The organism is Mycobacterium alsense (assembly GCF_002086635.1).
GTDB lineage: Bacteria > Actinomycetota > Actinomycetes > Mycobacteriales > Mycobacteriaceae > Mycobacterium > Mycobacterium alsense.
The window spans coordinates 142402-160670 of sequence record NZ_MVHD01000004.1; the positions used below are offsets into that span (position 1 = coordinate 142402).

The 18269-nt window shown below is 67.8% G+C and carries 17 protein-coding genes and 1 pseudogene; 11 read left to right on the top strand and 7 right to left on the bottom strand.

The window, feature by feature from the left end:
* The first annotated feature begins 7 nt into the window (after positions 1-7).
* Positions 8-835, top strand: a complete 828-nt coding sequence (locus tag BST11_RS04605; protein ID WP_083136803.1) for an enoyl-CoA hydratase/isomerase family protein — start codon at positions 8-10, stop codon at positions 833-835.
* A 29-nt stretch (positions 836-864) separates the two neighbouring features.
* On the opposite strand, the gene BST11_RS04610 is transcribed toward BST11_RS04605, so the two are convergent.
* Positions 865-1731 (bottom strand): SDR family NAD(P)-dependent oxidoreductase, encoded by an 867-nt coding sequence (locus BST11_RS04610; RefSeq protein ID WP_083136804.1) that lies wholly within the window; start codon positions 1729-1731, stop codon positions 865-867.
* A 106-nt stretch (positions 1732-1837) separates the two neighbouring features.
* Here BST11_RS04610 and BST11_RS04615 point away from each other — a divergent pair, with 106 nt between their 5' ends.
* Entirely contained in the window at positions 1838-3406 is a 1569-nt protein-coding gene (locus tag BST11_RS04615) for a class I adenylate-forming enzyme family protein (protein WP_083136855.1), read from the top strand.
* Here BST11_RS04615 and BST11_RS04620 read toward each other — a convergent pair.
* The gene (locus BST11_RS04620; RefSeq protein ID WP_083136805.1) at positions 3396-3800 is read right to left on the bottom strand and encodes a Zn-ribbon domain-containing OB-fold protein; all 405 of its coding nucleotides are present in this window, start codon (positions 3798-3800) and stop codon (positions 3396-3398) included. The two genes, BST11_RS04615 and BST11_RS04620, sit on opposite strands and share 11 nt — an antisense overlap.
* Entirely contained in the window at positions 3800-4945 is a 1146-nt protein-coding gene (locus BST11_RS04625; RefSeq protein ID WP_083136806.1) for an acetyl-CoA acetyltransferase, read from the bottom strand. Before BST11_RS04625 ends, BST11_RS04620 begins: the two co-directional genes overlap by 1 nt.
* 52 nt (positions 4946-4997) lie before the next feature.
* Between BST11_RS04625 and BST11_RS04630 the strand changes: the two genes are divergently transcribed.
* Genes BST11_RS04630 through BST11_RS04645 form a run of 4 tightly spaced genes read left to right on the top strand, consistent with a single transcriptional unit; the run spans position 4998 to position 8878 of the window.
* A complete protein-coding gene (locus BST11_RS04630; protein WP_083136807.1) occupies positions 4998-5879 on the top strand; it encodes an HpcH/HpaI aldolase family protein in 882 nt (293 codons plus the stop codon).
* Positions 5845-6963 (top strand): TauD/TfdA family dioxygenase, encoded by a 1119-nt coding sequence (locus tag BST11_RS04635; protein WP_083136808.1) that lies wholly within the window; start codon positions 5845-5847, stop codon positions 6961-6963. The genes BST11_RS04630 and BST11_RS04635 overlap by 35 nt, the downstream gene beginning before the upstream one ends.
* Positions 6960-8057, top strand: coding sequence for an NAD(P)-dependent oxidoreductase (locus BST11_RS04640; RefSeq protein ID WP_083136809.1), 1098 nt, complete (start codon positions 6960-6962; stop codon positions 8055-8057). Before BST11_RS04635 ends, BST11_RS04640 begins: the two co-directional genes overlap by 4 nt.
* On the top strand, positions 8054-8878 hold the full coding sequence (locus BST11_RS04645; RefSeq protein ID WP_083136810.1) for an enoyl-CoA hydratase/isomerase family protein: 825 nt from the start codon (positions 8054-8056) through the stop codon (positions 8876-8878). The genes BST11_RS04640 and BST11_RS04645 overlap by 4 nt, the downstream gene beginning before the upstream one ends.
* Before the next feature lie 17 nt (positions 8879-8895).
* Here BST11_RS04645 and BST11_RS04650 read toward each other — a convergent pair whose 3' ends face one another.
* The gene (locus BST11_RS04650) at positions 8896-10083 is read right to left on the bottom strand and encodes an amidohydrolase family protein (protein WP_083136811.1); all 1188 of its coding nucleotides are present in this window, start codon (positions 10081-10083) and stop codon (positions 8896-8898) included.
* A 243-nt stretch (positions 10084-10326) separates the two neighbouring features.
* Between BST11_RS04650 and BST11_RS04655 the strand changes: the two genes are divergently transcribed.
* Entirely contained in the window at positions 10327-11124 is a 798-nt protein-coding gene (locus tag BST11_RS04655) for a TetR/AcrR family transcriptional regulator (RefSeq protein ID WP_068211144.1), read from the top strand.
* Here the strand turns inward: BST11_RS04655 and BST11_RS04660 are convergent.
* Positions 11113-12285, bottom strand: coding sequence for an acyl-CoA dehydrogenase family protein (locus tag BST11_RS04660; protein ID WP_083136812.1), 1173 nt, complete (start codon positions 12283-12285; stop codon positions 11113-11115). The two genes, BST11_RS04655 and BST11_RS04660, sit on opposite strands and share 12 nt — an antisense overlap.
* Before the next feature lie 105 nt (positions 12286-12390).
* Here BST11_RS04660 and BST11_RS04665 point away from each other — a divergent pair, with 105 nt between their 5' ends.
* A complete protein-coding gene (locus BST11_RS04665) occupies positions 12391-13410 on the top strand; it encodes an acyl-CoA dehydrogenase family protein (protein ID WP_083136856.1) in 1020 nt (339 codons plus the stop codon).
* Here the strand turns inward: BST11_RS04665 and BST11_RS04670 are convergent.
* Both BST11_RS04670 and BST11_RS04675 read right to left on the bottom strand, forming a co-directional pair.
* Positions 13389-13804: pseudogene (locus BST11_RS04670) on the bottom strand (PaaI family thioesterase). The gene BST11_RS04665 and the pseudogene BST11_RS04670 sit on opposite strands and share 22 nt — an antisense overlap.
* Positions 13805-13848: 44 nt before the next feature.
* Positions 13849-14757, bottom strand: a complete 909-nt coding sequence (locus BST11_RS04675) for an enoyl-CoA hydratase (RefSeq protein WP_083136813.1) — start codon at positions 14755-14757, stop codon at positions 13849-13851.
* 124 nt (positions 14758-14881) lie between these two features.
* On the opposite strand from BST11_RS04675, the gene BST11_RS04680 reads away from it, so the two are divergent.
* The 3 genes from BST11_RS04680 to fadD4 all read left to right on the top strand — a co-directional run bounded on the left by BST11_RS04680 (position 14882) and on the right by fadD4 (position 18255).
* Entirely contained in the window at positions 14882-15967 is a 1086-nt protein-coding gene (locus BST11_RS04680) for an NAD(P)H-dependent amine dehydrogenase family protein (RefSeq protein ID WP_083136858.1), read from the top strand.
* A 44-nt stretch (positions 15968-16011) separates the two neighbouring features.
* A complete protein-coding gene (locus tag BST11_RS04685) occupies positions 16012-16632 on the top strand; it encodes a nitroreductase family protein (RefSeq protein ID WP_083136857.1) in 621 nt (206 codons plus the stop codon).
* Positions 16633-16704: 72 nt separating this feature from the next.
* Positions 16705-18255 (top strand): fatty-acid--CoA ligase FadD4, encoded by a 1551-nt coding sequence (fadD4, locus tag BST11_RS04690; protein ID WP_083136814.1) that lies wholly within the window; start codon positions 16705-16707, stop codon positions 18253-18255.
* Positions 18256-18269: the final 14 nt, after the last annotated feature.

Sequence of the window (18269 nt, forward strand, 5' to 3'; positions counted from 1 at the left end):
GGTGCGTATGAGTAATGAAGCATCGGGCATCGTGGTGGCCGTCGGTGACGACGGCGTGCAACGCATCACCATCGACCGCCCCGACGTCGGAAACTCGTTGTCGCCCTTGGCACGTCACGCGCTGACCGAGGCGTTCACCCGGGCCAACGACCATCCGCAGGTTCGCGCCGTGCTGTTGACCGCGACCGGCGGTCGGCACTTCTGTACCGGTGCGGGCCTGGCGCAACAGCCGGCGGGCAGCGAGTCGCAATCCAGACCCGTGGCCGACAAACGGACGGGTGACGTCGCCCGCCTGCTCGAGCAGGGCTGGCAGCGACTGGTGGCGTCGGTTCTGGACTGCGACAAGCCGGTGGTCGGTGCGGTCACGGGCACCGCCGCCGGTGCGGGCGCCAGCCTGGTCCTGGCGTGCGACCTGGTCGTCATGTCAACGGAGGCAAAGCTTGTGGAGACGTTCGTGCATCGTGGGATCCTTCCGGATTCGGGCGCCATCCACCTCCTGACGAGGATTGTCGGCCTGCGCAGGGCGACCGAACTGCTCATGCTCGGTGAGCCGGTCGACGCCGCCACCTGCGAAAGGCTGGGACTGGCCAATCGCGTGACCGCGCCGGACGACACCGATGCGGTCGCCGAGCAGCTCGCCGTGCGCCTGGCCGCGGGCCCAACGGTGATGCTGGCGCTGACCAAGCGGCTGTTGTCGGTGTCGTCGGAGTCGGATCGGCATCGCGCGTTCGAGGAGGAGGCCTGGGCCCAGGAGTTGGTGTCGCGCACCGCGGACCTCGGGGAGGGCCTCGCGGCGTTTGCCGAACGCCGGAAGCCCAAGTTCCGCGGACGTTGATCCGGTGCGCGTGGTGCGCCCGGTACGCGTCAGGCCGCGGTCGGTCCGCCGCGAACGGTGAACGTGGCGGTGTCGTCGATCTCGTCGATCGACGCGGCCACGGACTCCGCCGTCAACGACGCGTCCTCGATTCCCTTGGTGACGCCGATGAACACCCGCGACACCTTGCCCGCGCCGACCGAGTAGATGTGCGCGGTGCGGTCACAGGACCGGTGACAGAGGTAGACCACGACCGGGGTGACGAGCTCGGGATGCATGGCCTTGCCGGCGTCGCCCATGATGTTCTCGGTCATCCGGGTCCGGGCGATGGGGGCGACGGCGTTGACGGCGATGCCGTTGCGGGCGCCCTCGATGGCGAGAACGTGCATCATGCCGACCAGGCCCATCTTCGCGGCGCCGTAGTTGGCCTGGCCGAAATTTCCGAAAAGGCCAGTGCCCGAGGTGGTCTGAACGATTCTGCCGTAGTTCTGCCCGCGCATGACCGGCCACACCGCCCTGGTCACGTTGAACGCTCCGGACAGGTGCACAGCGATGACGGCGTCGACCTGTTCGGCGGTCATGTTCTTGAACGCGGCGTCGCGCAGAATCCCCGCGTTGTTGACCAGGATGTCCACCCGCCCGAAGGCGTCCACCGCGGCCGCCACGATCGCCGCGCCCCCCTCTTCGGTGGCCACCGAGTCGCCGTTGGCGATCGCGGTGCCCCCCGCCGCGGTGATCTCGTCGGCCACGGCCTGGGCCGCCGACGTCGACGCCCCGCTGCCGTCCACCGCGCTGCCCAGGTCGTTGACCACGACCCTTGCGCCGCGCCGGGCGAGCTCCAGCGCGTGGCAGCGGCCGAGCCCACCGCCGGCCCCGGTGACGATGGCCACCTGGTTGTCGAAAGTCATTGGCTGCATGGGTGAGAGGCTACATTTACCTAATCGAGAGCAGCAATTTGCATCGGAGGAACCCATGACCGGCCCCGCTGAGTTGCTCGGGCATGCGCACCGGCGGGCCGAACACCTGCGGCCGCGCTACCGCGCGGCCGGTTTGTGGTCGGCGGAGCCGGTCGATGAGGTGCGACTCGCCGCGGCGCGGCACCCCACCGGCCTCGCCGCGGCGGATCGTGGTGCCGCACTGACCTACGGCGAGCTGGACGAGCGCGTCGATGCGGCCGCCCTGGCGGTGGTCGATGCCGGCGTGGTTGCGGGCAGCGCGATCGTGCTGGTGGTCGGCAACGACGTGGACTCGGTGGTGGCCGTTCACGCCGCGCTGCGGGTCGACGCGGTGGTGCTGCTCGTGCCGCGCAGCGCGGGGGCCAAACCGCTCGCCGACATCCTCACCCGCACCGGGGCGCGGCTCGGCGCGGCGCCGAACTGGCCGACGGTCACCGAGCCGGAACTGTCCGGGCGCTGTCACTGGATCGACCTGAGCATCGACCCGGGCGATGAGGATCGAACGGGCACCGCCCCGCGCCCGGCGCGGCCCGCCGACGAGCCGTGCTTCGTGCTCTACACGTCGGGAACGACCGCCCGGCCCAAGGGCGTGATCCACTCGCTGAGCACGCTGGCCAAGGCCTCAGCGAACTACATCGCCGCGGCGGGCCTCGATTCGGGCGACCGGATCTTTTTGATCAGCCCGCTGGCGTCGGTCACCGGGGTGTTGCAGGCGTTGTTCATCGCACCGAAGCTGGCGATACCGGTGATTCTCGAGGACCGGTGGGATCCGGCGGCGACGTGCGACCTGATGGTCGCCTCCGGCGCGACCTGGTACGGGGGCCCGGACCGGCTGCTGGACCGGATGCTGGACGAGGCCGCGGCGCGCGCTGCCGTCGTCCCGCTACGGGCGGTGTATCTGGGCGGCACGATGCTGGACCGGCGGATCGTCGAACGCGTCGAAGACGACTTCGGCGTCGTCGTCATGCGCGCCTACGGGTCGTCGGAGATCCCGGTCAGCACGTCGGGCCAGCGGACCGAATCGCGGCAGGTCCGCCACGGCGACGACGGAGCGGCGCTCGGCGACGTCGAGGTGCGGGTCGGTTCCGTCGCCGAACCCACCGAGTGCTGCATCAAGGGTCCGCACACCTTTCTCGGCTATACCGACGCCGAGGACGACAGGCATGCGTTCGACGGCGAGTGGTTTCGCACCGGCGACGTGGCAGAGGTCGTCGACGGGCGGGTGCGGATCATCGGCCGGATCAAGGACATCGTGATCCGCAACGGCCTGAAGATCCCGGCCGCCGAGGTGGAGGAGGCCGTGTCGAGGATCGGCGGGGTCCGCGAGTGTGCGGCCTACTCCGTCGCCGACGACACCACCGGCGAGCGGCTGGCCATGGCGGTCGTGCTGGAGCCCGACCTGAGACCCGACGCGATGTCGCTGGCCGGGGTCGCGCGGGCGCTCGCCGCGGAGGGGCTGCCGAAATACAAGCTGCCGGAGGAGCTGGTGTTCTGGGACGAGCCGCTTCCCGTCAACGCGAACGGCAAGGTCGACCGCGCCACGCTCGCCGCGCGGTCGGCGGGGCGCCCGCGACTGCTCGCCGAGCGCCTGGGCGCCGCGGGGCAAGGCGCCTCGACCCCGGAAGCTAGCCGGTAGCAGGGCGGAAAACCGGGACGACGAACCCGTCGTCGTCGTCGCGGAAGGCGACCGCCAGTTCCATGCCGGCGCGCAGGTCGTCGACGCGGCAGTTCTCCACGACCGTCATCAGCCGCGGTCCCTCCTCGAGGTCGACCATCGCCAGCACGTACGGCGTGCGCGCGTCAAACGGCGCGGCGTTTTGGTGGATGACGCTCCACGTGTAGAGGCGAGCGTGGCCGCTGGCCGGCGCCAATTCGACGTCCTCGGACCAACAGTCGGGACAGAACGGCCGAGCGTACAACGACATCCGACCGCAGGACCGGCAGGCGTTGACCATCAGGCTGCGGTCCTGCACGGCCGACCACCACGCCTGGCCGTCGGCGTCGATCGTGGGTCGATCAGGAGCCGTCACTACTGCCTCCCCAGAATCATCGTGGCGCTGTGCGTGAAGAAGCCGCCCATCGCGTGGACGCACGCCAGCCTGGCGTCGCCGACCTGGCGCTGCCCGCATTCCCCGCGCAACTGCCGCACCGCCTCGACCATGAGGAACATTCCGCGCATTCCGGGGTGACACGAGGCCAGGCCCCCGCCGTCGGTGTTGGTCGGCAGCGACCCGCCCGGGCGAAGCGCGCCGGATTCGATGAAGGGCCCGCCTTCGCCTTTGGCGCAGAAGCCGAGGTCTTCCACGGTCAGGAGCACGGTGGACGTGAAGGAGTCGTAGAGCTGGCACACATCGATGTCGGCCGGGCCGACGCCGGCCTGCGCGAACGCCCGCGGACCTGAGCGCGCCGCCGCCGACGTGGTGAAATCGGGCCAGTGATTCATGCTGACGTGAGACGTCGCATCGGCCGCGCCGAGGATCCACACCGGCTCCTTTGCGCAATCCCTGGCCACGCGCTCGCTGGCCAGCACGACCGCCCCACCACCATCGGTGCGCAGGCACACGTGCTTGGAGGTGAACGGGTCGGCCAGCATCGGTGCGGCCGCGACGTCGGCCGCCGTGATGCGGTCACGCTCAAAGGCGTTCTCGTTCATGGCCGCCCACTCGTGGGCGGCGACGGCCACTTCCGCCAGTTGCTCGACGGTGGTGCCGAACTCGATCATGTGACGCCGGGCGGCCATGGCGTACTTGGCGATCAGCGACGCGCCGTAGGGTGCCTCGTACTGCAGCGCGCCACCCGTACCCATCGCGGCGGCAGACGCACGAACCCGGCGCTTGACGTCGGAGCGCGCGGTGGATCCATAAGTCAGCAGGGCGACTTCGATTTCCCCTGCCGAGATCGCCGCGGCGGCATGAGCGGCCATCACTTCCCACGACGATCCGCCGACGTTGGTCGCATCGACCCAAGCGGGCCGCAGGCCGAGGTACTCGCTGACCTCCACGGGAGGAAGCAACGTCCCGTGCCCGCCAAAACCGTCGATGTCCTCCTTCGTCAACCCGGCGTCCGCGATCGCCCGCCGCGAGGACTGGGCCATCAGTGCCATGGCGGTCTTGTCCGGAACCCGGCCGCAGTCGGACAGGGCCGCGCCCACGATGGCGACGCGATTCGGCGGCATAGCTATGGTTATCACACCGAGGCGGCGACCGATAACGGCCGTTCGCGAAATCATGGAAACCCGATTCTCGGTCCGCTACCGTGAGCCTATGACGACGACGCTGCGGGCCGCGTTACGGGGAGACGGGCTGGTGCTGTGCCTGGCGCTGCTCAACTCACGCACCCCCGACGTTCCCGCGGTCGCGGCGGCGTGTGGGTACGACGCGGTCTATGTCGATCTCGAACACACACCGACATCGCTGGAGACGGCACAGATGCTTTGCGTGAGCGCGCTCGGGGCGGGGATCTCCGGGCTGGTGCGAGTGCCGTCGCACGATCCCAGCACCATCGCAAGGGTCCTGGATGGCGGGGCATCAGGAGTCATTGTGCCGCATGTTAATTCGAGCGAGGAGGCGGCTGCTGTCGTGCGGGCGGCGCGCTTTCCGCCGATGGGGCACCGGTCCATTTCGGGGCCCAATGCGGTCAGCGGGTACCAACCGCTGACCGCACCGGAGTTGGTCGAGCAGCTCGAACAGCGCACCGTCGTGGCGGTCATGATCGAAACCCCGGAGGCCGTCGAAGCGTCCGAGTCCATCGCCTCGGTCGATGGCGTCGACATGCTCCTCGTCGGGCCGAGCGATCTGACCGCCGAGATGGGCATCCACGGGCACTATGAGAATCATCGTTTCCAACGTGCCGTAGAATCCGTGGCGGCGGCTTGTCGTAGCCACGGCGTGGCGCTCGGTATGGCCGGAATAAAGTCCCTTGAGCTGCTGGATCGGTTCGTGGGATTGGGATTGCGATTCATCTCGGCGGGGACTGACATCGGGATGATGACCGAGGCGGCCACCACCCGTGCGCAAGCGCTGCGCGGACTGGCCGGCCAGACCGAAAGCGGCGAAAAAATATCAGGAGGACCGGATGCCAACAGCCATCCACACCGAACCCGTCAGTGACTCGATGGCGTGGACGGGCGCCGACTTCACGAGCAAGGAAGACTTCGCGTTCGACCTGTCGGCGCGCAATGTGGCTGCGCTGGAATCGATCCTGGCCAAGACCGCGCACAAGGACCGGGACGACATCACGCCCGAAGATGCTCGGCACCCGGATCTCGACGACGATCTGGCACGACTCTACCGGGACCTGATGTTCGGCAAGGGCCTGGCATGCGTGCGCGGCTTCCCGGTCGAACAGCACTCGATCGAGGACCTGGAGCGCATCTACTGGGCGTTCTGTACCCACCTCGGGTATCTCGTGTCGAACAACTCCTTCGGGCACCGGATGGTGCGCGTTCAGGAGGAAATCCTGCCCGGCGGCGTGCAACCGGCACGCGGGACCAAATCCCGGGCGGAGCTGGCCATGCACAACGACGCCGCCGACATCCTCGCGCTGCTGTGCGTGTATCCGGCGGCGCAGGGTGGGGAAAGCCAGTTCGCAAGCGGGCCCGCGGCGCACAACAGGGTTCTCGCCGAACGTCCGGATCTGCTCGACGTGCTCTACCGCGGCTTTCCGCATCATCGGCGTAGTGAACAGCCCGATGACCAGCCGGACGTAACGCCCTACGACGTGCCCGTCTTCTCACAGATCGACGGACGGATCTGCATCAACTTCACCTACAGCAGCATCCTCCCCGCCATGCACGCCTTGGGTCGTGAGTTCACACCCAAGGAAGCCGAAGCGGTGGAACTGCTGCGCAACATCCTCGTCGAGCAGCAGGTCGAGTTCCGGCTGGAATCCGGTGAGGCCGCGGTGGCCAACAACTTCGCGATGTGCCATTCGCGGTCGGACTTCGTCAGCAGCGACGACCCGAAGAAGGCGCGCTGCTTCCTGCGGGCGTGGATGGAGGTGCCGCGCAAAGACCGGCGGCTGCCCCTCGGCCGCGAGTACTTCCACATGGAGAACAAGGATCTGCGCCTCGGCTACGACGTCGTCGAGGGCCGGGACGGAACCATCGCCCGCAACGACTACAAGAACGTCAACGCCGAACTGGCCGACATGTTCAAGGCGGCGCAGGCCAAACCCAAACTCAAGAACAAGTGAGCGTACGTGCGCGCCTGGTCTACGAACGGTGGACCGATCCCGTCGCCGGCGAAATCCTCGAAGCCGGTGACATCGATCTGATCAAGCTCGACCTTGCCGCGGCCGACGAGAAGAGTTGGGCCGCTCTGGAATCCGCACACGGCTACCAGGTGGCCACCCGGACCGACGTGGCGGGACACGCGGGCGGGGCACAGTGGCTGGCCGGGCCGGCGCTGGTCCAGCGCTGCGGAAGGCTGCTCGCCGTGTGCTCGGCCGGGGCGGGCTACGACGTCATCGACGTGGACGCATGCACCCGCGCCGGAATCGCGGTGTGCAACAATTCCGGTCCGGGCGCGGAGGCGGTCGCGGAACACGCCCTGGGCTTCATGCTCGACCTGGCCAAGAAGATCACCGTCGCGGACCGGGCGCTGCGGAGCGGTCCGCTCGGCGACCGGATGGCCCTGCGGGGAAGCCAGCTGCTCGGCAAGACGCTCGGCGTGATCGGGCTCGGCGCGATCGGGGGACGTCTCGTTGAGCTGTGCGCACCGTTCGGCATGGAGATCCTGGTTTTCGATCCCTACCTCGAGGAGACCAGCGCACGAGCCCGTGGCGCGCGCGTCGTCCCGCTCGCCGAACTCCTCGAGCGCTCGGACTTCGTCCAGGTGACCTGCCCGCTGACCAGCGAGACCAGGGGGCTCATCGGCGGGCCGGAGTTCGCGGCGATGAAGCCGACCGCATTCTTCATCACGACGGCGCGCGGACTCGTCCACGACGAAGCGGCGCTGCTCGATGCGCTCATCAGCGGAGGCATCGCCGGAGCGGCCCTCGACGTGTTCCACGAGGAGCCGCCGCGGCACGACAATCCGCTCCTGCATCTGGAGAACGTGCTGGCGACGCCGCACACCGCGGGGATCACGGTCGAGGCCGCACACGACCTCGCCGTCGCCACTGCCACCCAGTGGCAGACGATCTTCGGCGGCGGCATGCCGGCACGGCTGCTGAATCCCGATGTCTGGCCCCGCTATTGTGACCGGTTCCATGACGTCTTCGGATTCCGTCCCAGTGCCACAATGGCTTTGGAGAAAGCCGCGGAGAATGGGGGTCACGCCAGGTGACACAATACGACACGATCGAGGTGGAGGTCAGGGGTCACACGGCGTGTGTGACCCTCAACCGTCCCGAGGTGCTCAACGCGATCAACGACGAAATGATCGCCGAATTGTCGGTGGCTTACGCGGAAATCGAACGCTCCGCGGATATCTGGACGGTGATCATCACTGGCGCGGGCCGCGCCCTGTGCGTCGGAGCGGACGTCAACAAGGCGGCCGACCACGACATGGAGAACGCGGCGGGCATCGACAACCAGGGCGAACCCATCCTCAGCTCCATGCGGCAGTGGGACGCGCCGCAGGAGGCGACACCGCCCTGGCTGCAGATGACCAAGCCGATCATCTGTGCCGTCAACGGCATCGCGTGCGGCGCGGGAATGGATTTGGTGACCACGGCGGACATCACCATCGCCTCGGAGCGTGCAACGCTGATGGACCCGCATGTCAGCATCGGCGTGACGTCCGGGCGGGAGGGGGTCAGGCTCGCCCGGATCCTGCCGCTGCCCGTGGCGATGAGGATGATCCTGATGGGCAAACACGAACAGCTCGACGCGCAGCGCGCCTACGACCTGGGGGTCTTCACCGAGGTGGTCGCCCACGATTCCCTGATGCCGCGAGCGTGGGAAGTCGCCGACATCGTGAATTCCAATGCGCCGCTAGCGGTCCGGGGTTCGCGGATGGCGGTGCGCAAGGGTCTCGCGCTGCCCATCTACGAGGCCGAGCTGCTCGCCGAGAACTACCGCATGAAGGTGGCCCTGACGAAGGACGCCATCGAGGGGCCGCGGGCTTTCCTCGAGAAGCGCAAGCCGGAGTGGAAGGCACGGTAGGCGCTGCGGCGCCCGCGCTACCCGATGCCGAAGAACGCCTTTGCGTTGCCGGACAGCACCTTTCGCTTGGTATCCTCGTCCAGTCCCTCGGTGGCCTTGTTGGCGACTTCGAGGCTCCTCGGCCAGTTGGTGTCGTTGTGCGGGTAGTCCGTTTCGAACATGAGCTGATCCGGCCCGACCAGATCGAGGATTCGGAAGGCGACCGGATCGCCGAAGGTCGAGAAGTAGACGCGCCCGGGCACCTGGCTGCTCGGCGGGTCGGTCAGTAGCGGATGGATGCCACCCCATGCGCGCCGGTCCTCCCACACCTCGTCAACCCGTTGCAGGTAGTAGGGAATCCAGCCCGCCTGCGCCTCGGCGAACGCGAGCTGGAGGTTGGGGAACTGAATGAGCTTGCCGGAGAACAGCCAGTCGACCAGGGCAATGGTGCAATTGACCGCCATCAGCGCGCTGGTGACGACATGCGGAGAGTCGGGAGAGGACTTGGTGAGCGACGAACTCGAGCCGATGTGCAGCATGATGCCCACCTTGTTTCGCTCGCAGGCGGCGAAGAAGGGGTCCCAGTAGTCGCTGTGGATGGACGGCAGGTCGAGACGAGAGGGCAGCTCGGAGAAGCACACGGCGTGCATGCCCTTTGCGGCGACCCGCTCGACCTCCTTCGCGGCGAGTTCGACGTCCCAGAGCGGGATGATGCCAAGAGGGATCAGCCGACCGTTCGATCCGCCGGCCCACTCGTCGATCTGGAAGTCGTTGTAGGCCTCGACGCAGAGCTTGGCGAGCTCTTTGTCCTTGCCGTACAGGAATCGCTGACCGCAGAAGCGGACGAGGGTGTTGGGAAAGCAGGCCGACGCCTCGATGCCGGCAATATCCATGTCCGCGAGCCGATCCGCGGGACGGAAGCAGCCGGGCCTCATCTCGTCGTAGGTGATGGGGTCGGTCGTGAGCTCGTCGAGTTCGTAGCCGGCGGCGGCGCTGATGAGCGGGATCGGGATGACCGCGTCCTCGTAGTGCCAGATGTCCGCGTCTCGACCCTCGGGGTCCTCGATGAACGCGACGTCGGAAGTGACGCTCGGATTCATGCGTCCCCGGGTGCGAACGATCCGCGGCCCGATGTCGCGATAGCGCTGCGGCAGCCGGCTCGTCCACAGATCGGCCGGCTCCACCAGATGGTCGTCCGGTGACACGATCAGAATGTCTGCGCTCACGGCTGCACTCCTTCGACGAGGGCCTGCGGCTTCGGTTTGCGGCACAATGATTCGAAAAAGAGAATTATCGTTTCCACGCTACCGCATCGGTTCGTCGCGACGCACCCGGGCGCCTTGATTCGGCCGGCCGTGCCAATGGCCGGTGGCGAAGCGGCAATCAGCACTCGCGCAGAGTGACAATCAACATACCCGCGTAGGTAGGCCGCCCTTTTTTCACGTCGGGCGCGTATTCTGGTGGGCACTATGGCTGCAAAGAGGCTCGCCGGACCCGAATCCGAAACCGGCTTGGAATTGGTCGATACCGACGTCGAGGTGCCCAGCACGTGGCAGCAGCGCACGATCGAGCGGCGTCTGAGCACGGCGAGAGCGCGCGCTCTCGCGCGCAGTTCGCGGTTTCTGGCCACGGCGCTGGAATTGGTGGAGGAGTCGGGTAAGGCCGACTTCACCATCCAGACGCTCATCGACAGGTCGAATCTGAGCCTGCGGGCGTTCTACCAACACTTCGCGGGCAAAGACGAACTCCTGTTGGCCCTGTACGAGAACGTCACGAGCCAGTTCACCGAGGGCATCCGGCAGGAGGTCGCGGCGGCGGATGGTCCGATGGAGCAACTCGAGGCCTTCTGCCGCGGCGTGCTGTCGCGCGCCGAGTCGTCGGAAGCGGTCGGCGGCCGGGTCATGACGATCTACAACCTCAGCCTGGAGATCGAGCGGCCGGACGCCTTCGCCAAGGTGTGGGAGCCGCATCTGAAGCTGTTGACGAAGATCATCACCTCGTGTGCTCGGGCCGGGCTGGTGCGCACGGACCTGACCCCCGCGCAGCTGACCACCTTGCTGAACACCACGCTCACCGCGCTGGCACAGATCGGGGTTTTCCACCTGGGCGGCAAAGGTTCCAGGCTGACCGAGGACCAGCTGTGGGCGTGGTGCAAACAAGCCGTCACCCCGCCGGTCGCGGACGCCAAGGCAAGGCCGGCGCGCAAGGCGGCGCCGCGGGCGGCCTCTGGCGGTCGGGCAGGACGGCGAAAGAAGCTAACGGGGTAGGCGGAGCCCGCGCTGCGCGATGATGGTGCGATGGACCTCGCTGGTGCCCGCATAGATCGTGGTGCCCAGAGAGAACCGCAGGGAATGTTCGAATCGCCCCCGTTCGGGAGCGGACGGCTCGAGATAACCGCGTAAGCCGTCCGCGCCGACGAGTTCGATGACGTCCTGGCTGGAGCGTTCAAGCGCCTCGGTGCTGAAGAGCTTGGACATCGACCCCTCCGCCACCGGTGTGTCGCCCTGATCGAGCATCCACACGCAACGCCGCTGCAGCAGCATCGACACCTCGGTCTCGATCGCGACCCGGGCGAGCCTGCGGCGAACAGCGGCGTTCAGGATGGGGCGCGAACCATCATCGGACACGGCGGTGGCGGCCCAGTGCTCGGCATGGTGCAACAGCCGGATCAGGTGCGGGCCCCAGCCGGATGCGTGCTCGTCGCGCAGGGACAGCCCGAGCACCTGCCAGCCGCCGTCGACGTCGCCGACGCGCCACTCGTCGCCCACGCGGACGTCGCTGTAGAACGTGATATTGGTGCGCTCGCCGGAAAGGGTCCACACCGCTTGTGCCGCAAAGCCATCGGAGTCACACGGCACCAGAAACATCGTGAGGCCCTGATGCTTCGGTTTGTCGGGACTCGTGCGTGCGAGCAGGAACACGAAGTCGGCGATGTGACCGTTGGTGGTGAACATCTTGGAGCCGTTGATCACCCACTCCGCGTCATCTCCGTCACCGTCGCGGACCGCCCTGGTCGCCGCCGCCGCGACGTCCGACCCGCATTCCGGTTCGGTGAAGCCCAGGGCGATGGTGATCTCGCCGTTGATCGCGCCGGCGAGGATGCGATCCCTCAACGCCGGATTGCCGACCTCGCGGATGATCGACGCCACCATTCTGGTGGTCTCGGAGAGGTACATCGGCGCGTCAAAGCGCATGAGCTCCTCTTTGACGACCTGGTCGTCCCATGCGTTGCGGTTCTGGCCACCGAACTCGACGGGCCAGGTTGGCGCGAAATAGCCCTTGTCGACGAGGCCTTTGGCGAACTCGTCGTTGTGTGAGACCCCGCTGCGGTAGATGCGCTCCTCGAAGTCGGGGGTCAGCACCTCGCGAAGGTGGGCGCGGACCGCGTCGCGGTAGGTTGCAGTATCCGCATCGAGCTGAAAATGCATGTATAACGCCAATCTGTGGTTGCACACGCCCCGGGCGGTATGGCCGGTAATGCTACTCTCAGATCTGAGAGTATCCATATCCGCACGTGTATGGGCAGAGGATTCGTGGACCTGAGCTTGTCGGGCGAACAGCGACAGTTGGCGGACTCGTTCGCCGCATTGTTTGCGCGCGAGTCGCCCTCCGAGCGCGTCCGCGCCGCCGAGCCGTCGGGCTTCGACCCCCGGCTGTGGAAGGCGCTGCTACGGATGGGGGCCGTGCAGATGGCGGTCGACGAGGCGGCCGGGGGATGGGGCGCCTCCGAGGTGGACCTCGCGTTGATCGCCGAACAGTTCGGCCGCGCGGTCGCCTCCGCTCCGCTCATCGAAGCGCTGGTCGCCGCGCGGCTGCTGGCCGAGTCCGGTGAGACCGGCGCCGGGCTGTTGAGCGCGGTCCTCGCGGGCGAGCGGTTGGTCACCTTCGCGCCGCGCCCCGGGCGCGGCGGGTGGCTGGAGCTGGTGCCCGGTGGGGCCGTCGCGGACCAGGTAGTCGCCCTGGCGGACGGACGGCTGCTGGCCGCGCCGATCGGAAACGACCGCACCGCGGTGGGAAACCTGGCGTCAATGCCCCTGGCGGACATCACGATTGGTGATCGGTCCGTGGTGCTCGCCGAGGGAGCGCGGGCTGGCGACCTGTTCTCCGGCGCGCTCGACCTCTGGCTGGCGCTGACCGCCGTCGCGCTGGCCGGTGCGGCCAGGAAGGCGGTGGAGATCGGCGCCGATTACGCGAGACAACGCCACGCGTTCGGCGCCCCGATCGGCACCTTCCAGGCCGTGTCCCACCCACTGGCCGACAGCGCCACCGCCGCGGACGGGGCGCGGCTGTTGGGGCTGAAGGCGGCGTGCGCATTCGCCGACGAGCCGGATCGAGTTCGCGAACTGGCCGCCATGGCTTTCGCGTTCGCGTATGAGACGGCGCGCGACGCGACGCGACGCAGCCTGCACATTCACGGCGGATACGGATTCGGGATGGAGGGCGACATCCAGTTGTATTACCGGCGGGTGCGGGGCTGGGCGATGGTCTTCGGCGATCCCGCGACCGCTTTGGACCGCGTGGCCGATGCGCGCTACGGGGCCGTCGCCGGCTGAACCGGACGGCGAGGGCCCAGGATCGCGAAGCTCAGTGTCGCTCGCGCCGCCAGCCGGTCGCGACCGACATCGAAGACGTCCACCGCGACAACGATCATCCGCTTTCCCGCGCGCACCAGCGTGGCCTTCGCGCGCGCGGGGCCCTCGACGATCGGTGCCAGGAAATGGATGGACATGTCCGCGGTGCCGGCGCCGGCACCCTCACCGGCGTACTTGACCGCCAGCCGGCCCCGGCCACATCGATCAGTGTGGCGGCCAACCCGCCCTGCAGCGCGCCCCGATTGTTGGTCAGGTCTTCTCTGTTCTGCAGATCGACGACCACGGTGTCGTCGGTGTCGACCACGTCGTGAAACGGCAACCGGCCGAACAGGTGACCGGGGATGGTGACCTGCATGGGTTTGGGAGTGCCAGCAGTGCCCGGAGTGCCAGGAGCGATTGTCACGCGTCGGCCCGCACCGAGTCCTTCACCGACGTAACGACCGGGGGGGCGTTCCGCCAATTCGGGACCCCTTGCTCCTCACCGGCGGTCGCGCGCTTGTCGTCACGTACCCCGACCCAGTGCGAGTGGTTCAGCTGGTGCAACGTGAAGCACGACTGCAGGGCGTTGTAGAAGCCCATGTTGTCGACGGACTGGTTGACCGATTCCTTGACGAGCAGGGCGGCCATCGTCGGTACGGTCGCGATGCGTCGGGCCAGCTCGAGCGTGCGCTCGGGGAGCTCGTCGCGCTTGAAGATTTTGCTGACCATGCCAAGCCGGTAGGCCTCCTCGATCTCGATCGCGTCGCCGGTGAGCATGAGCTCCTTGGTGCGTCGCGGCCCGAACTCCCAGGGATGGCCGAAGTACTCCATGCCGCACATCCCGAGTCGGGTGCCGACCACGTCGGCGAAGCGCACCTCCTCGCTGCCCACGATCAGGTCGCACGCCCAGATCAGCATGAGGCCCGCCGAGAACACGTCGCCATGTACCTGGGCGATCGTGATCTTGCGGAGGTTGCGCCAGCGCAGGTTGTTCTGGAAGAAGTAGTGCCATTCCTGCAGCATGATCTTCTCTGCTCCCTCGCGGGTCCCGCCGTTGATCGCGGCGGTCGGGTGCTGGCCCGGTCCCGGCGTGAACTCGGCGCGAGCGCGCTTGGAGCCGATGTCGTGGCCGGAGGAGAACATCGGGCCCTCGCCCGCGAGGATGACGACGCGGACGGTGTCGTCGGCCTCGGCCCTGGCGAACGCCTCATCGAGTTCGACGAGCATTCCGCGGTTCTGCGCGTTGCGTTGCTCGGGGCGGTTCAGGGAGATCCGCACGATCTGGCCGTCGTCGAACGACTCCCATTTCAGGAACTCGTAATCGCTCATCGCTACCTCCAGGTTCTCTCTTTACGGCAATGGTGTTATCAATACATGAGAAGATATGTTCTCATGGCGGGGCCGGTGGCGGCCGGGAAGGGTGCAGATGGCGGACGGTCAACGCAAGCCGCGAGTGATTCTGTGGGGTCCCGGCCAGGTCGGCGTGGGCGCGTTGCGTGCGCTCATCGCGCACCCCGGGTTGGAGCTGGCCGGCGTGGTCGTGCACGCCGAGGCCAAGGACGGCAAGGACGCCGGCGAGCTGTGCGGAATGCCCACGACCGGCGTCATCGCCACCCGGGATATCGGGGCCGCGCTGTCGGTGGACGCCGACGTGGTGGCCTACTTCGCCTCGGGTGACTATCGCTACCACGAAGCGGCACAGGACATTGCGCGCTGCCTGCGCGCGGGCAAGAACGTGGTGTGCACGTCGCTGGTGCCGATGTGCTACCCGCCCGCCGCCGACAAGGAAACCGTCGAACTGCTCGAGGCGGCGTGCGCCGAGGGCCGCACCAGCTTCTTCAACAGTGGCGTCGACCCCGGCTGGGCGAACGACGTCATCGCGCTGACGATGACGGGGTTCAGCAGTCGTGTCGACGGCATCACGATGCTCGAGATACTCGACTACGGCCCCATCAACCAGCCCGACATCATGTTCGATTTCATGGGCTTTGGACACGCGCCCGACCATCCCGCCCCGCTCTTCGACCCCGAACGCCTGGCCGCATTGTGGGCACCCATCGTCCACCTGGTCGCCGATGGCATCGGACTTCCGCTCGACCGCGTCGACACATCCATCGAGAAATGGTTGGCCACAAAGCGATACGAGGTCGCGTCGGGCTGGATCGAGCCGGGCACGATGGGAGGCATGCGGTTCAGGCTTGCCGGCATCGTGGGCGGCGAGGAGCGCGTCGTCCTCGAACACGTCACCCGCATGGGGGAGGGCTCCGCGCCGGATTGGCCGCGGCATCCGTCGCCGCACGGCGGCTACCGGGTCGTCGTCGACGGCCTGCCCACCTACACCGTCGATATCGAGATGCATGGCCGCGGAAACAACATGCGCGGCCTCACGTACGCGACCGTCATGCGCGAACTCAACGCCATTCCCGCGGTGATCGCCGCCCCGCCGGGGTTGTTGTCGACCCTCGATCTGCCCCTGGTCACCGGCCCGGTGCGGGGTGGTGAGTGGCGCGGCGTGCTGCCCGCGACGGCGGCGCCGTGAGCGGGCGCGCGGCCCCGCGGACGTCGGCGGACCTGTGGGAGGTGATGCGCACCGCGTCGGCCGTGCGGCGCTACCGCGACGAACCCGTCTCCGACGGGGCCATCGACGCGTGCCTGCGCGCGGCGAGCTGGGCTCCGTCGGGGGGCAACCAGCAGCCGTGGAAGTTCGTCGTGCTGAGATCGACCGGCCTGCGCGACGTGGTCACCGCCGCGGCCCACGAGACCTGGGACGTGATGGCCGAGTTCTATCGGTTTTCGATGCCGCAGGACGGGGCCGACGACCCCAAATCGCGCGTCCTGCGCACGATGGCAGAGCACATGAGCGTCGGTGGCGCGGCGCCCGTGCTGGTGCTGTTCTGTGTCCAGCCGCAGCGTGGAACCACCGAACTGCAGCAGGGAGGGTCGATCTTTCCCGCCGTGCAGAACTTCCTGCTGGCGGCCCGCGCCCAAGGCCTCGGCGCGGCGATCACCCTGTGGCACGGGTCCTGCGAGGACCGGCTGCGGTCCATGGTCGGAATTCCCGACGACTGGAAGATCGCGACCCTGCTCACGGTGGGCTGGCCCAAGGGCGGGCACCACCCGGTGCGGCGCAAACCGCTCGACGAGGTGGCGGCGATCGATCGCTGGGATGAGCCTTGGCGGACCACGCGGAAGACGACGTCGTGACGGTCGCCCGGTTCGCGGTGGTGGCGCCGGCGGAGGCCGGTCGAGCGGTGATCCACGTCCCGGAAGGGGTCGATGGCGCACTTACGTGATCACGCGCGGTCGGCGAAATCCGCGGTCATCCTTCACGATTCAGGCGTCGAAGTGAGCTTCGCCGGCCTCGAAGCCGGCGCCAACAGGCTCGCCCACTTCCTGCGACGATCGGGCCTGAAGGCCGCGGACACCGTCGCCGTACTCATGGAGAACAACGAACACATCCACGCCGTCATGTGGGCGGCCAAGCGCAGCGGCCTCTACTACACGCTGGTCAACACGCACCTGGGCGAGTCCGAGGTCGCCCGCATCGTGGCGGACAGCGGGGCCAAGGCCGTCATCTCCTCGCGGGCGATGCGCGATTTGTGCCGCCAACTGCCCCGCCGGCTTCCCGCCGGGTTACCCCCCGTCGCGCTGATTGCCGACGCCGACCTGGAAGGCTGGCGGCGCTATCCCGAATGCGTGGCGACCGAGCCCGCGGTGCCTATTGCCGACGAATGCGACGGCGAGCTTCTGCAGTACACCGCTGGCAGCACCGGTCGCCCGAAGGGAATTCGCCGCCCGTTGCGACCCCGCGAATCGGGTGTGTCACCGCTGTCGACGCCCGTCTTCGAAGCGCTCGGGGTGACGCGCGACTCGGTGTACCTAAGCCCCGCCCCGACCTACCACACCGCGCCGGCCATGTGGACGATGGCGGCCCAGGCCGCCGGCGCGACAACGGTTCTCATGCAGAAGTTCGACCCTGAACGCGCCCTCGACTGCATCCAGCGCCACCGGGTCACGCACGCCCAATTCGTGCCGACGATGTTCGTGCGGATGCTGCGGCTGCCGGAAGAGATCCGGGTGGGCTACGACCTGTCCTCGCTGCGGCGCGTCGTGCACGCCGCGGCCCCGTGCCCGCCCGAGATCAAACGCCAGATGATCGAGTGGTGGGGGCCGATCGTCGACGAGTATTACGGGTCGTCGGAGGGCGCGGGGATCTCGTTCATCCGGGCCGACGAGTGGCTTGCCCATCCGGGATCGGTCGGCAAGCCCATCCTCGGCACGCCCCATATCCTCGATGACCGGGGCGCCGAGCTCGGGCCGGGGCAGGTGGGTGAGATCTACTACGAGGGCGGTTACCCGTTCGAGTACCTCAACGACGCGGCGAAAACGGCGGCGGCGCGCAGTCCCGAGGGCTGGGTCACCGTCGGCGACGTCGGCTACCTCGACGACGAGGGCTATCTCTACCTCACCGATCGACGCAATCACATGATCATCTCCGGCGGAGTCAACATCTACCCGCAGGAGATCGAAGACCTTCTCGTCACCCACCCGCGGGTGGTGGACGCCGCGGTGTTCGGCGTCCCGGATCCGGTGATGGGACAGTCGGTCACCGCCGTCGTGCAGTTGGTGGATCCCACCTGCCAGTCCGCCGGGCTCGCGGACGAATTGATCACGTGGCTTCGGGACCGCTTGGCGCACTTCAAGTGTCCGCGCACGCTGCACTTCGAGGCGCAACTACCGCGAACCGATGCGGGCAAGCTCTACAAGCGGGAGCTCGTCGAGAGGTACGGGGGGCCGGCCGCGAAGCTCAGCGGTCCGTATGCGTAGATCCGAACGGTGCC